This is a genomic window from Streptomyces sp. CA-210063 (genome assembly GCF_024612015.1).
Lineage (GTDB): Bacteria > Actinomycetota > Actinomycetes > Streptomycetales > Streptomycetaceae > Streptomyces.
Map to the genome: position 1 here is coordinate 10,115,992 of NZ_CP102512.1, position 14,514 is coordinate 10,130,505.

Consider the following 14,514-nt stretch of genomic DNA (forward strand, 5'->3'; position numbering starts at 1 on the left):
CCATGAGACAGGAGCTCCCGCGTGCCCAACCTCTCCCGACGCGGTGCCCTACGGCTGACCGCGGCCATGGCTGTCAGTTGCGCTCTTCCCCTGGCGGCCTGTGGTCGCGGCGGTGACGACACCGCCGCGACCGCGAGCGCCCAGCCGATCGACGACTCCCCGGCCACCGGATCCCTCACCGTATGGGCCGCCCAGGGCGATGCCGACGTGCTCGACAAGGTCGTCAAGCCCTTCAGGACCGCCAACCCCGACCTCGACGTGAAGGTCACCCTGATCCCGAACGCCGAGTACTACACCAAGCTCCAGGCGGCGATCGCGGCGGGCAAGGGGCCCGATGTCGCCCAGTTCTTCCCCGAGTCGCAGGCGCAGTTCCTCGACCCGTCGATCCTCCGGGCCGTACCGGACGGCCTCGTCGACCCGGACGGCTTCTTCAAGAGCCTGTGGGACGCGGGCGTCGTCGATGACGTGGCCTACACCGTGCCCTGGTACGCCTACACGTACGCCCTCGTCTACCGCGCCGACCTGGCGAAGAAGGCAGGTGTCGAGGCGCCGGCCACCTGGGACGAGATGGTGCCGTTCTTCAAGGCCCTCCAGGGCGCCGGTGCCAAGCGCGGCCTGGGTGCCGACAACGGGTGGGACATCTTCAACGGCCAGGACGTCGCGATGTACGCCTGGCAGGCCGGCGGCTCGCTGCTCTCCTCCGACGGGACATGGACACTCGACACGCCGGCGATGGTCGACGCGCTGAAGTACAACGCGTCGTTCTTCACCTCGGGCGCCGCCGACACCGCCACGCCCACCTTCCTCGACGCGCAGCCGTACTTCGTGAGCGGCAAGACCGCCACGATGATCACCGGCCCGTGGGTGATCGGGCAGCTCGACACCGCCGCGAAGAAGGACGGCTGGACGGCGTCCCACGTAGCGACCGCACCCCTGCCGGCCGGGTCCTCGGGCAGCGTCTCCTTCTCCGCCGGCGGCAGCTGGGGCGTCCTCGCGGGCAGCGGCGACGCGGACGCGTCGTGGAAGCTCGTCCGGTACCTGTCGCAGCCGAGCACCCAGGTCGCTCAGTACCAGGCGTACAGCTCACTGCCCGCGGTCATCTCCGCCTGGGACGACCCCGCCGTCAAGGGCCAGCCGCTGCTCGACGCCTTCCTCACCCAGCTGAAGAACACCCGGACCTTTCCGCAGGTCAGCACCTGGCAGCAGGTCGCGACCCGGATCGGCAAGGAGACGGAAGCCGTGGTCAAGGGCACGGCGAGCGCCGAGAAGGCCGCCGCGAACATCCAGTCGTACGCCGAAAGCCTCGGCACGGGGGCGAAGTGAGCCGCCCATGACCACCACCACGCCTGTCGCGGGCACCCGGCGGCGCACCCGTCATACGGCCGTCGCCTGGCTGTTCCTCACGCCGTTCGCGATCGTGTTCCTGCTCTACACGGCCGTCCCCACCGTCGCCGCGCTCGGCTTCAGCCTCACCGACCTGCGGGGCACGGACCTCAGGCACCCGCTCGCGGTCGACTTCACCGGCCTGGACAACTTCGTCCGGCTGATGGAGGACGAGAGCTTCCTGCGCGACATCCTGAACACCGCCCTGTTCGTGGCCGTCGGCGTGCCGCTGACCATGGTGATCGGCTTCGCGCTGGCCGTCGTGCTGAACTCCGGCATTCGCCGGCTGCGCGGCACCTTCCGGACGCTCTTCTTCGCGCCGGTCGTCACCAACGTGGTGGCGGTCGCCCTGATCTGGCAGTACGCCTTCTACGCCGACGGCACCGTCAACAAGGCGCTCGGTGCCGTCGGCCTCGCCGGACCGAACTGGCTGGACGACCCGAACCTCGCCATGCCCGTGGTCATCCTGCTCGGCGTGTGGCGCAACTTCGGCACCGCGATGGTGCTGTTCCTCGCCGGGCTGCAGGCCGTTCCTGACGACGTGTACGAGGCCGCCGCGCTCGACGGGGCGGGCCGGTGGCGGCAGTTGAGGCACATCACCCTGCCGCTGCTGCTGCCGACCACCCTGATGGTGTCGGTGCTGCTGACCGTCTTCTACCTCCAGGCCTTCGACGAGCCGTACCTGCTCACGGACGGCGGCCCGCTCGGCACCACCGAGTCCGTCGCGCTGTACACCTACCACCAGTTCGGGGCCGGCGAGTTCGGGATGTCCTCGGCCGCGTCCTTCGTGATGCTCGTCCTGGTGGCCCTGGTGAGTCTTGTCCAGTTCCGACTGCTGAGGTCCCGCGTATGACCGCCGTCGCCGCCTTGCGGAACGCCGAAACAGCCACGAACCGGATCGCCGTGCCCCGCCGGTCCGTCGCCCGGCCGCTGCTGTACGCCGCGCTGGTGCTGTGCGCGCTGCTCACGACGCTCCCGTTCTTCTGGGTGGTCAGCGGCTCGCTGCGCGGCCTCGACGAGATCCGCTCCGACCCCGGCGCCTGGCTCCCGCAGCACGTCACCTTCGACAACTTCCTCCGGCTGTTCAGAACGGAGGGTTTCGGCCAGTTCATGGTCAACAGCCTTGTGGTCGCGGCCATCGTGGTGGCGGGCAACATCGTCGCGGCGTCGGCCGCCGGGTACGCGCTCGCCAAACTCGACTTCGCGGGCAAGAGGCTCGCGTTCGGCGCGGTCATGGCGGCGATGATGGTGCCGTTCACCGCGGTGTTCGTCACCCAGTTCGTGATCACCGTCGACCTCGGCCTGGCGGACACCCTGGCCGGTATCGCCCTGCCCAGCGTGGCCATGCCGATGTCCGTCTTCATCATGCGGCAGTACGCGGCGTCGATCCCCGACGAACTCCTCGAAGCGGCCCGGATCGACGGCGCGGGCGAGTTCCGGATCTTCTTCCGGATCTTTCTTCCGCTGGCGGGCCCCGCCGTCGCGACGATCACGATCATGTCGTTCCTCGCCTCGTGGAACCACTTCATCTGGCCGCTCATCGTCGCCCAGAGCATGTCCACCTACACGCTGCCGGTGGGCCTCGCCGCCACCAGCCAGGCGGCCGCCCACGTCACGGACTACGGCCTGCTGCTCGCCGGGGCGATCGTCGTGATGCTGCCGGTACTGCTGCTCTTCCTGTTCCTGCAGCGCTACTTCGTGCAGGGCATCTCCGGAACGGGAATGCGGTGACCGAGATGATGTCCCTTCACGCACCCGGAGAGCCGGACACCGTGCACGCTTCCGCGGGCACGATCGTCGGCCGGCGTGACGGCCGGACCCGGCGCTTCCTCGGCATTCCCTTCGCCCAACCCCCCACGGGCGCACGGCGGTTCGCCGCACCGGTCCCACGCGGCCGGTTCCGGCAGCCGTACGACGCGTCCCGGCACGGCCCCACCTCCCAGCGCGTGCCCCTGTTCGCCACGACCACCGTGCCGGAACCGTCGGTTCCCGGCGACGACGTGCTGAACCTCGGCATCGTCGCCCCGGCCGCGGACGACGACCGCGGGCCCTTCCCGGTCCTGGTGTGGATCCACGGCGGCGGCTTCCTCGCGGGGAGCCCGGCCAGCCCCTGGTACGACGGGCGCGCCTTCGCCCGCGACGGCGTCGTCCGCGTCACCGTCGGCTACCGTCTCGGCGTCGACGGCTTCGCCGTACTGGACGACGTCCCCACCAACCTCGCGCTGCGGGACCTGCTGCTCGCCCTCGACTGGGTGCGCGACAACATCGCCGCCTTCGGCGGAGACCCGGACCGGGTCACCGTCGCCGGCCAGTCGGCCGGGGGAGCGGCGGTGCTCGCGCTGCTCTCCTCGCCCGCCCGCGACGGCCGCTTCCATCGCGCGGTCAGCCTGTCCGGAGGGTTCTTCGAAGCGCGCGCCGTACCTGACTTCCTCGACCGACTCGCGCACGGACTCGACGTTCCCGCGACCCGCGCCGGATTCGGCGGGCCCTCCGTGGAGGAGCTCCAGCGGGCCGTGCTCGACCTGCGGGACGAGCGGGGCGACGACAGGCCCGTACTCGCCCCGTTCGTCGGCGACGACATCCTGCCCGTACCGGTCGCCGACGGACTCGCCGCGCACGGGCACGACGTCCCCCTGCTGCTCGGGGCGACGGGGGACGAGTTCGACAGCGGCGCCGATTCCTCCGGGGACGGCCGCCGGGGAGGAACCCGCCGCACGGACACCCTGTTCCGCGCCGCGTGTCCGCGCGCCGCGGCCGCCCGTCGCGCCGCCCGCGCCGGCACCTGGCTGTACTCCTTCGAGTGGCCCTCGCCGGTGCTCGGCGGAGCCGCGCACTGCGTCGACCTCCCGTACTTCTTCGACGTACTCGACGCACCGGGAGTCGCCCGGGTGCTCGGCCCCAACCCGCCCCGGGAACTGGCCACTTCGATGCACGCCGACCTGGCCGCGTTCGTCCACGGCCGGGAACCGGGCTGGGCGAGAGCGACCGGCGCCCTCGGTGATCCGGCGCGCGAGTACGGCCGGCCCGGCGCGGCGCTCGTCGCCGACACCACGGGCGTGTTCGATCCCGTCGTACGGTCGGGGTCCGGGCCAGGGGCGGGGCCGAGGTCTGGGTCGGCGTCCGAGGCGGCGGGGGCGTGCTGATGTCAGGGATGAACCAGAGTGCCGTCCGACGCGTCAACACCTCGGTCATCCTGCGCGCCCTGGCGGTGTCCGCCGGGCCGACGACGCTGACCGCGCTCGCCGAGCAGGCCGGCCTGTCCCGCCGCACGATCGAACTCATCCTGGACTCGCTCGTCGAGGCCGGCTGGGTGGCGGAGCTGGACCGGGTGCCGGTCAGCGGCTCAGCCGGGCGCCCCGCCCGACGCTACGAACTGCGCGCCGAACACGCCCTGTTGGCGTCCGTGTACATCACCACCTCCGACGCGACGGCCGTTGTGGCCGACGTACGCGGCCGCATCCTCGGCCGGGCGCACGGGCCACTGCGCGCCTACCAGGATCCGCAGGTCACCCTCGACGACGCGGCGGCACTGGTCCTCCAGGCGCTCGACGACGCGGGTGGATCGGCGGACCGGCTGCGCGCCGGTGCGGTCGCGAGCGGCGGCGCGATCGACGACGAGGGAGTCGTACGGCGCCTGGTGCACACGACGCACTGGGAAGGCGTGCACCTGCCCGACGAGCTCAACCGGCGTATCCCGATGCCCTGGTTCGCGGACAACGACACCAACCTCGGAGCTCTCGCGGAACGTTGGCGGGGCGTGGCCGACGACCACGACAACGTCGTCTGGGCGATCCTCGGCAACCGCACCGGTCTCGGCATCCTCATACGAGGCGCCGTGCACCGAGGTCTCGACGGCGCGGCGGGCGAGATCGTCGAGGCCAGGTCGATACCGACGGCCTCGGTCGAGAACCACCCGGTGGCCTGGCTGAGCTCACCGGAACCGGCAGAGCGGGCCGTCGCCCTCGCCCGCTGCGAGGCCGCCCGGGCGGGCGAGCCGGCCGCCCTCGCGGAGGTCGACGCGTTCGTGGAGAACATCGCGTCGATCCTCACCTTCCTGTCGTGGACGGTCGCCCCCTCCCTCATCGTGCTCGGCGGCGGCCTGGAGGACGCGGCCGACCTGCTCCTGCCCCGGGTGCGGGAGGCGATGCTCGACGCCCGCGCCCCCGAGGCGGAGCTGCGGGCCACTCGCCTGGGCCGCGACGCGGCCCTGGTCGGCGCCGTCAAGCTGGCCCTCGACCGCATGGACACCGAACTGTTCGGCCCTCTCGTCCCCAGTCCGTGACCACGACCGGAACCCCCGCCCCGACCCCCGACCGAGCGCCCCCACATCCCCCCATGGCACAAGACATGGAGTCTCTCTGTGACCGACCTCCCCCGCACCGACGTCCTCATCGTGGGCAGCGGCATCATGGGATCCGTCGTGGCCCGACTGCTGCGGGACACCGACCCGGAGCTGCGCATCACGATGCTCGACGGCGGCACGGCCATCGGTGAGGCCCCCGGCCTGCATCTGCACGACCTGGACGACCCGGCTCTCTGGGCGCGCTACAACGAACAGGTCGCCACCGGCATACAAGGCATGTACACGGGCGCCGAGGTGGTGCGCGAGGTGGCGGACAGCCTCACCGGCGTCCCGCCCGGCATGGTCCACGCACTCGCCCTCGGCCACGACGCAGAGACGATGCCCGCGACCGCCCTCGCGTGGAACGCGGGCGGCATGGGCGTGCACTGGACCGCCGCGACCCCGTGGCCCGCCGGAGACGAGGTCTTCGACTTCGGCGACCCGGCCCGCTGGGCGACGGACCTCGACACCGCGCGCCGGGTGCTCGCGGTCACGCCCGCCGCGATCGGCCCGACCGAGGTCGGCCGGATCGTGCTCGACGTACTGCACCGCCGCTACGACGCCGCCGGACCGGCCGGGCGACAGCCTCAGCCGATGCCCATGGCCGTCACCGCGACACCATCGGGCTCCCTGCCCCGCACCGCCCCGGGAACGATATTCCCCCCGATCGCGACCGGCGGCGACCCGGCCTTCACGCTGCTCACCGGCACCCTCGCGACCTCCCTCGTCGTCTGCGGAGACCGGATCGCGGGCGCCCGGCTGCGCCGCGTCGCCGACGGAGCCGCGACGGAACTCCTCGCGGACGCCGTGATCGTGTGCGCCGACGCGCTGCGCACCCCGCAACTGCTGTTCGCCTCGGGCATCCGCCCCCCGGCGCTCGGCCGCCACCTCAACGAGCACGCGTTCGTCACCGCCCGGGTGCTGCTCGACCTCGACCGGTACCGCCTCGACCTCGACGCGCTCCCGCTGACGCGTCCGGGCGAGTTCTGCACGGACTCGCTCTGGCTGCCGTCGAACGGGGCGGCGCAGCCGTTCCACGGCCAGATCATGAACCGCACGTACGTCGATGACGAAGGCCGCCCCCTCGCGCACTCCGTGGGCCTGTCGCTGTACGCCCCCGTCGAATCGCGCCCCGAGAACCGGCTCGTGTTCTCGGAGACCGAGACCGACCTCGCCGGAATGCCGCGGATCCGCGTGGAGTTCGGCTACTCCGACGCCGACCGGGCGCTGATCCGGCGGGCACTCGACGAGGTCCGGTCGATCGCCGAGGAGTTCGGCCCGTTCGACCCCGCGACCGAACGGGCCCTGCTCCCGCCCGGCTCGTCACTGCACCAGACCGGCACCGTCCGGTCCGGCGCCACCGACGACGGCAGCAGCGTGTGCGATCCGGACGGCCGGGTGTGGGGCTTCGACAACCTGTACCTGGCCGGCAACGGAGTGATCCCCACCGCGATGGCCGCCAACGTCACCCTGACGGGTGCGGTGACCGCCGTGCGGGCGGCCAGAGCCGTGGCCGCGCGCAACACTGCCCTCGCCACCCGCTGAGCCCACCCAGCCCCCAGCCCCCAGCCCGCCGCGACCGCCGAGCCCACCGAGAGGAATCCCGACGATGATCGAGATCGCGAAGGAATACCGCGTATCACTGCCGGCCTGGATCGACGACGCGCTGGCCGACGTGCCCGCCGTCATCGCCGACCGCGAGGACCGCATGCGCCTCGTGCACCGACTCGCCGACCGCAACTGGCGGGAGGGCGACGGCGGCCCGTTCGCGGCGGTCGTCGCCGAGCAGGACAGCGGCCGCATCGTCTCCGTCGGCGTGAACGTCGTACTCGCCACCGGCGTCTCCAGCGCACACGCCGAGGTCGTCGCGCTCGGCCTGGCCCAGCAGGCGGCCGGCGACTGGGATCTCGGCGGCAAGGGCATGCCGACCCACGAACTCGTCGTGAACTGGCGCCCGTGTGTCCAGTGCTACGGCGCGGCCATGTGGTCCGGGGTACGCGGCCTCGTGGTCGCCGGCGAGGGCCCGGAACTGGAGGAGATCACCACGTTCGACGAGGGCCCCCTCGGCGAGGACTGGGCCGAGCAGTTCGAGGCCCGTGGCATCAAGGTCGTGAAGGACGTGCTCCGGGACGAGGCGCTCGCCGTGTTCCGTGACTACCGGGAGGCCATCGACTCCGCCGACGACATCGTCGTCTACAACGCCCGTGGCGGCGCCGAATGATACGGCCGCACGACCCCGCCGACCCCGCCGACACGTCCGAATCCTCCGGACCGCGTTTCGCGACCGACATCATCACCTTCTACCACCCGGGTTTCTGGGGGCTCGACTCGGCCGACGCCTTTCGCGACTGGGCCCTGAAGAACCCCGACCGGTTCTGGGAGCGGGTGATGGACGCGCTGGCCGAGACGGCTGTCACCGGCATCGAGCTGACCTTCGCGCCCGGCGACATCGCCTCGGTCCTGCGTGCCTTCGGCGACGCCCGGACGTTCCGCCGCGAACTGACTGCCCGCGGTCTGTCCGTCGTGAGTGCCTTCGTCGCCGACAGCGAGTCCCCCGACTGGCGGCAGGGCGACGACCTGCCCGCCATCGTCGCCGACGCCGAGCGCCGCGCCGCCTTCCTCGCCGACGCGGGAGCCGAACTCCTCGTCACCGGACTGCCCATGCGCACGACGTTCGGCACCCGGCCGCCCTTCTTCGTCGACGCCGCCTACATGACCCGCATGGCCGACATCGCCCACGTGGTCGGGGAGGCCGTCGCCCGTCACGGTGTGAAGCTCGCCCTCCACACGGAGTCCAACAGCACGCTCTGGTACGAGCGCGACATCGACCTCTTCATGACGCTGACCGACCCGCGCTACGTCTGGCTGTGCCCCGACTCGTGCCACATCGCCCTCGGCGGAGGAGACCCCGTCGGCGTCGCGCGCCGTCACTCCCCGCGCATCGCGCTCGCGCACTGGAAGGACGCGGTCGGACCGATCGACGTCGAACTCACCATCGACGACACGGTCTACGCCCGGCAACAGCCCTACATGACCGAACTCGGCACGGGCATCGTGGACTGGCGGGGCTGGGCCCAGGCGATGTCCCGCACCCCCGGCGCCGGCACCGTGCTCATCGAACTGGACGAGGCGGCCGATCCGGTCGCCGCGCTCCGGGCGGGAACGGCGGTGGCGAAGCGGGTCCTGACGTGATCGCCCACGCCGCCGCGAAGGGCTTCGCCTACGACCGCGCGTGCGGACCGTCCATGAGCGGGCCGTGGCTGTGCCGCCAGCCCGTCGGCACGCGCAGGGCGCCTGCCAGGTGAGGATGGCCGAGGGGGAGATCCGCGTGCACGTGGGGGTGCGGCGCCGGGCGTGACGGCCACAGGTGTACGGCCAGCAGTGCCGCGCCCAGCGCGATCGAACCCAGGGCGAGGACGGCCCAGTTGAGCCCGGCGGCCGCCCCGAGCCAGCCGGCCAGGGGATACGTCAGCAGCCAGCACCCGTGCGAGAGGGAGAACTGGGCGGCGAACGCGGCCGTACGCTCCCCGGGCGGCACCGAACGGCGCACGAGCCGCCCGGTCGGGGTCAGCACCGCCGAGCACGCGGCACCGAACGCGGCCCAGACGACGAGCAGCGCGGGCAGCCGCCAACTCCCGCCCGACGCGGCCGTGACGACCCCCAGCCCGGCGAAGACGACGGCCAGCAGCAGGGCACCCGGCAGCATCACCGCCCGGTCCGGCACCCTGTCCAGGACCCGGGGCAGGACCAGGGCCACGACCATCGACCCGGCCCCGTAGGCACCGAGCGCCAGCGGCACGGCACCCTCCGACAGACCCAGGACATCACGGACGTAGACCACGGAGTTGACCGTCACCATCGCACCGGCCGCCGCGACCGCCAGGTTCAGGGCGAGCAGGGCCCGCAGCCGGGGCACGGCGAGGAAGGAACGGATGCCCGTGCGGGCGCGGGCACGGCCCGGGGCCTCCGCAGAGGCGACCCGCCCGGGCAGCACGGCCGACACGACCAGCGCGGCCGACGCGAGGAAGCCGAGCACGGTGCCGGTGAACAGCCACTGGTAGGTGATCACGGACAGCAGCGCGGCCGCGAGCGCGGGGGAGAAGAGGCTCTCCAGGTCGTACGCGAGCCGCGACATCGACAACGCCCGCGTGTACGCGCGCTCCTCGGGCAGCACATCGGGGATGACGGCCTGGAACGTCGGGGTGAACGCCGCCGAGGCGGACTGGAGGAGGAAGATCAGGACGTACACCTGCCAGACCTCACCGACGAACGGCAGGAACACGGCGACGCCGGCGCGCACCAGGTCCGCCGTCACCATGAGCGCGCGGCGGGGCAGCCGGTCGGCGACCGCGCCCACGGCCGGGGCGACCACCACGTACGCCACCATCTTGATCGCGAGGGCGGTACCGAGGACGGAACCGGCGTCGGCGCCCGCGAGGTCGTACGCCAGCAGACCGAGGGCGACCGTCGCGAGTCCCGTGCCGACCAGGGCGATGACCTGGGCGGCGAAGAGATGCCGATAGGTGCGGTGGCGCAGGACGGCGAGCATACGAACGGCTCCCTTCGTCATGGCGTTCCGGTCCGTACCGCCGAGTGTACCTTCATGTGCGCATCTGCGCACATGAAGGCTTGGGGCGCCCCCGAAGGGGCGCGGGGCTGTGACATATGCGGCTCCGCCGCGTGGGCGCGACCGGCCTCGACGATGCCGCAGCCGACCGACGGCCCACCTCGGTCCCAGCGGAGCGCCTACGCTGGACTCATGCCTGAACGCCATGCCGTGTCACCTGCATCCGGTGCGCATCTGCGTGCCCCCGACAGCGCGCGGCTCGCCGAGGCGACCGGGGTCTTCGCGATGCTCTCGGACGTCACCCGGCTGCATCTGCTGTGGCTGCTCGCGCAGGGCGAGTCGGACGTCGGCTCACTGGCCGAGCGCTGTGAGGCGTCCCGGACGGCGGTCAGCCAGCATCTCGCCAAGCTGCGACTCGCCGGGCTCGTCGAGACCCGCAGGAACGGCCGCCACATCTACTACAGCCTCAGTGACGGCCATCTGCGACGCCTGGTCGTGGAGGCACTGAGCCACGCGGACCACCGGGTCAGCGGGCAGGCACCGCACGACTGAGGACGGCCCATGACCGCAGACTTCTCGCTCGGACGACCGGAGTGCTTCATGGCTGTGGCGAACACGGGCTCGATGAGCGCGGCCGCCGTGCGGTGCCACCCCTCCCAGACGGGCATCTCCACCGCCATCACCGACCTGGAGCGCCGGCTCGGAGTGCAGTTGCTGGTCCGGCGGCGGGCCAAGGGCGTCCACGAGACCGGGGCCGAGGCGGGCCTCGCCTGCACGACGGTCCGGTCGAGCAAGCCGTACGCGATCCTGTCGCCCGGCCACACCCTGGCCGGCCGCGCCGCCGTCTCCCTCACCGAACTCGCCGACGAGCCCCTGATCGTCCAGCCGGAGAGACGGCGACCGTGACCCCGCATCGCCGGAGCGATCCGGAAGCCAATGTCCCGACCGTGAGTTCGGTGCTGCCGGTCCGGTTGCCGGCGCGGGGGCGGACGGTCGCCGTGCCGGCGGTGCTGACGGCCGGGCTGCTGGTGTTCCACCGGGCGGTTCCCAACTCGCCTGGTCGCCTGGGCAGTTTGCTGGAAGCGTTCCTGCCCTGGCTCGGCCTGGTGGTCGTGGTCCTGCTCGGCCTGGGGCTGCTGCGCCGTTCGGCCACCGCGCTGATCGCCGTGCTGGTGCCGGTGGCGGCCTGGACGCACCTCTTCGGCGGGCTCCTCCTGCCCGGGGCGAAGCCCGGTGCCCGCGACCTGGTCGTGGTGCAGCACAACGTCAGCGACGAGAACACCGACCCGGTGGGTACGGCCCGTGTCCTCGCGGACGCCGAGCCCGATCTCATCGCGCTGGAGGAACTGGTGCCCGAGGCGCTGCCGGGCTACGAGAAGACCCTCGCCCCGGACTACCCGTATCACGCGGTCCGGGGCACCGTCGGACTCTGGTCGAAGCACCCGCTCACCGAGGCCCGGCTGGTGGACATCAAACCCCGGGGGATCGCGGAGGAGTGGAGCCGCGGGCTCCGGGCCGTGGTCCACACGCCGCACGGCGAGATCGCGGCGTACGTCGCGCACTTGCCCTCGGTCCGCGTCGGGGCGGGTGGTCTGGCATCCCAGCGGCGTGACGAGAGTGCCGACCTGCTCGGCAGGGCCGTCGCCGCCGAGAAACGGAACCCGGTGATCCTGCTGGGTGACCTCAACGGCACCGTGGACGACCGTGGGCTGGACCCGTTGACCTCACGGATGACCGTGGCGGAGCGGGGCTTCGCCCTCAGCTTCCCCGCAGGCTTTCCACTGGCCCGGATCGACCAGGTCATGGCCCGCTCGGCGACCGTCGCCCACATCCGTACCCTGCCCGCCACCGGCAGCGACCATCTGCCGGTCGCCGCCCGGATCATCCTGGGGCGACCACCGGCCTGATGGACTCCAGCGTCGGTACGACCTCCTCGATCGAGCCGTCCGCCGCGAACACCAACCGGTCCAGGGTGGATTCGCGGCGCATGCCGTCCCCGCGCGGAGTGCCGGGGCCCGGAATCGCGAACCGGTGGTAGCAGATGAACCAGTCGTCGGTGCCCGGGACGTTCACCACGGTGTGATGGCCGGTGGCGAGGATCCCGTACTCGGAACGCTTCCGCAGGATGACTCCCTGCTTGGTCCACGGGCCGAGCGGGGAGGGGCCGGTGGCGTAGGCGACGCGGTAGTCCTCGCTGCGGGTGTCGTCCTCCGACCACATGAAGTAGTAGAGGCCCCGCCGCTTGATGACGAAGGCGCCCTCGCGGAAGCCGTCCGGGGTGAACTGCCGTACCCGCGCCGGGTCGAACGAGACCATGTCCTCGTTCAGGGGCACGCCGTACGCCTCGCAGTTGCCCCAGTAGAGATAGGCCGTGCCGTCGTCGTCCTTGAAGACGGCCGGGTCGATCATCTGGCCCTCGTAGTCGTCGCGCCCGATGAGCGGCCGGTCCAGCGCGTCCCGGAAGGGCCCGGTCGGACTGTCCGCGACCGCCACACCGATCTGCTGGTTCGCGCAGAAGTAGAAGTAGTACGACCCGTCCCGCTCCCCGGCGGCCGGCGCCCAGGCGTAGCGGTCCGCCCAGCTCACATCGGACTCCAGGTCGAGGACGACCCCGTGGTCCTCCCAGGTGACCAGGTCGTCGGAGGAGTACACCCTGAACCGCGTCCCGCCCCAGCCCTCGAAGCCGTCCGTCGTCGGATAGATGTAGTAACGGCCTTGGAACTCCTGGATGTTGGGGTCGGCGTGCAGCCCCGGCAGCAGCGGGCTGCGCATGTGCACGGCCTCGACCGTCCAGGTGCGGCTGGTCCCGTCGGGCGTGGTGACCGTGTAAGGCCGCGGGGTGCGAAAGCCGCGCGGGGTGCCGGAGGGCGGGTCGATCCGGGCGTCCGTCGACAGGTCGAACTCCGGGGCGAGTCCGTCGAGTTCGGTGCCCGGATGCAGAGGCAGGACGACCTTCGAGGCGGCGTCGTCGACGATCGCGTACGCCTTGAGGCCTTCAGGGACCGTGGCGTCGACGACGGACGCCTTCGGCGCGTACGCGGCGAGGAGCCGGTCGTACTCGGCCCGTGTCACCGGCAGCACCGAACCGTGCCGGGCACCGGGCGGCAGCGCGAAGGCCTCGCACGGTGTCCACTTGCCGGAGTCGAGATCGGTGGTCTCGAAGGGCACGTAGCCGCGTCCGCTGAACTCGTCGATGAAGAGGTACCACTTGTCGTCGTCCGTGTTCGACCTGAAGACGATCGGCCCCTCACCCTGCTCGATCGCCCCCTGCCCGATCCGGTCGGCCACGAAGTCGTACGAGGTGTCGCACAGCCCGGCCGACTTCTCCACGGTGATGAACTTGCCGCCGCGTGCGGCGGGGGAGTTGGCTCGTTCGTCCTTGGTGAAGCGGTAGTAGGTGTCGTCGTGCCGGACGACGGTCGAGTCGATGACCGAGTGGCCGGGGTCGTTCCAGAGCCGGGGCTCGCTGAAGACGCGGAAGTCGCGGGTGGTCGCGTACAGCATCCTGTTGTGGGTGTCGGCGGTGTGGTCCGGGTCGTCCTCGGCGTACAGCTTGGAGGCCCAGAAGACGACATACGCGCCGAGACCGGGGTCGTAGCAGGCCTCGGGCGCCCAGACGTTGCCGGCCGTGTCCGGGGCGACGCGCACCAACCGGTGGTCGGTCCAGTGGACCAGGTCGGTGCTCTCCCAGACCATGAGCGAGGTGCTGCCGGTGCGCTGCACCTGCTCCCAGTCGCCGTCCTGCTCGCCGTGCATTCTCAGGTCGGTGGCGATCAGGTGGAACCTGTCGCCCTCCGGGGCGCGGACGACGAACGGATCGCGCAGCCCTCGGGTGCCGAGGTCCGAAGTGAGCACCGGCGCACCGCCGTTGAGTTCGCGCCAGCGCAGGGGGTCGTTGCCCCGGCTGAGCGCGAACCTGATCCGCTCGCCGTCCGGGCTGCCCTCGCCGGTGAAGTAGACGAAGACGTAACCGGCGTACTCCTGCAAGCCGACCTCCAGGGCTGCGAGCTTTTGACGCTTCCTGTTGGAAACTCGTCGAAGAGTGTTGCTATCTGCGACGAGTGGCGTCAATCGCCACGCGGTGCCGGGGCCGCATCGAAAGTTTCGGCGGCACTGCCTTCACGCAGGTCGCGGTCGCCCCGGGGTGAGCTGGTCACACCCCGGGAGCGACCTCCCTCCACGCCCCCGACCCGGGCACGGCGTTCACCGGCGACACCACTTC

At 71.7% G+C, this 14,514-nt stretch carries 13 protein-coding genes; 11 read left to right on the plus strand and 2 right to left on the minus strand.

The window, feature by feature from the left end; translation table 11 throughout:
• Positions 1–21: 21 nt before the first annotated feature.
• The 8 genes from JIX56_RS44060 to JIX56_RS44095 all read left to right on the plus strand — a co-directional run bounded on the left by JIX56_RS44060 (position 22) and on the right by JIX56_RS44095 (position 8,917).
• Positions 22–1,323 (plus strand): extracellular solute-binding protein, encoded by a 1,302-nt coding sequence (locus JIX56_RS44060; RefSeq protein WP_257549572.1) that lies wholly within the window; start codon positions 22–24, stop codon positions 1,321–1,323.
• A 7-nt stretch (positions 1,324–1,330) separates the two neighbouring features.
• Positions 1,331–2,236 (plus strand): carbohydrate ABC transporter permease, encoded by a 906-nt coding sequence (locus tag JIX56_RS44065; protein ID WP_257549573.1) that lies wholly within the window; start codon positions 1,331–1,333, stop codon positions 2,234–2,236.
• Entirely contained in the window at positions 2,233–3,114 is an 882-nt protein-coding gene (locus tag JIX56_RS44070; RefSeq protein WP_257549574.1) for a carbohydrate ABC transporter permease, read from the plus strand. The genes JIX56_RS44065 and JIX56_RS44070 overlap by 4 nt, the downstream gene beginning before the upstream one ends.
• A gap of 41 nt (positions 3,115–3,155) precedes the next feature.
• Positions 3,156–4,526 carry a carboxylesterase family protein gene (locus JIX56_RS44075; protein WP_257549576.1) on the plus strand — a complete coding sequence of 457 codons (1,371 nt, stop codon included), beginning with the start codon at positions 3,156–3,158 and terminating at the stop codon, positions 4,524–4,526.
• A gap of 8 nt (positions 4,527–4,534) precedes the next feature.
• Positions 4,535–5,665, plus strand: a complete 1,131-nt coding sequence (locus JIX56_RS44080) for an ROK family transcriptional regulator (protein ID WP_257549578.1) — start codon at positions 4,535–4,537, stop codon at positions 5,663–5,665.
• 78 nt (positions 5,666–5,743) lie between these two features.
• Entirely contained in the window at positions 5,744–7,270 is a 1,527-nt protein-coding gene (locus tag JIX56_RS44085) for a GMC oxidoreductase (RefSeq protein ID WP_257549579.1), read from the plus strand.
• A 64-nt stretch (positions 7,271–7,334) separates the two neighbouring features.
• Positions 7,335–7,946 carry a nucleoside deaminase gene (locus tag JIX56_RS44090; protein ID WP_257549581.1) on the plus strand — a complete coding sequence of 204 codons (612 nt, stop codon included), beginning with the start codon at positions 7,335–7,337 and terminating at the stop codon, positions 7,944–7,946.
• Positions 7,943–8,917 (plus strand): sugar phosphate isomerase/epimerase family protein, encoded by a 975-nt coding sequence (locus JIX56_RS44095; RefSeq protein WP_257549583.1) that lies wholly within the window; start codon positions 7,943–7,945, stop codon positions 8,915–8,917. Before JIX56_RS44090 ends, JIX56_RS44095 begins: the two co-directional genes overlap by 4 nt.
• A gap of 28 nt (positions 8,918–8,945) precedes the next feature.
• On the opposite strand, the gene JIX56_RS44100 is transcribed toward JIX56_RS44095, so the two are convergent.
• Positions 8,946–10,274, minus strand: coding sequence for an MFS transporter (locus JIX56_RS44100; RefSeq protein ID WP_257549585.1), 1,329 nt, complete (start codon positions 10,272–10,274; stop codon positions 8,946–8,948).
• A 210-nt stretch (positions 10,275–10,484) separates the two neighbouring features.
• Between JIX56_RS44100 and JIX56_RS44105 the strand changes: the two genes are divergently transcribed.
• Genes JIX56_RS44105 through JIX56_RS44115 form a run of 3 tightly spaced genes read left to right on the plus strand, consistent with a single transcriptional unit; the run spans position 10,485 to position 12,199 of the window.
• Complete coding sequence (locus JIX56_RS44105; protein WP_257549587.1) at positions 10,485–10,844, plus strand: ArsR/SmtB family transcription factor; 360 nt, start codon at positions 10,485–10,487, stop codon at positions 10,842–10,844.
• A gap of 9 nt (positions 10,845–10,853) precedes the next feature.
• A complete protein-coding gene (locus JIX56_RS44110; RefSeq protein WP_257549589.1) occupies positions 10,854–11,198 on the plus strand; it encodes a LysR family transcriptional regulator in 345 nt (114 codons plus the stop codon).
• A gap of 41 nt (positions 11,199–11,239) precedes the next feature.
• Positions 11,240–12,199, plus strand: coding sequence for an endonuclease/exonuclease/phosphatase family protein (locus JIX56_RS44115; RefSeq protein ID WP_257549591.1), 960 nt, complete (start codon positions 11,240–11,242; stop codon positions 12,197–12,199).
• Here the strand turns inward: JIX56_RS44115 and JIX56_RS44120 are convergent.
• Positions 12,174–14,279, minus strand: a complete 2,106-nt coding sequence (locus JIX56_RS44120) for a family 43 glycosylhydrolase (RefSeq protein WP_257549593.1) — start codon at positions 14,277–14,279, stop codon at positions 12,174–12,176. The two genes, JIX56_RS44115 and JIX56_RS44120, sit on opposite strands and share 26 nt — an antisense overlap.
• Positions 14,280–14,514 lie beyond the last annotated feature (235 nt).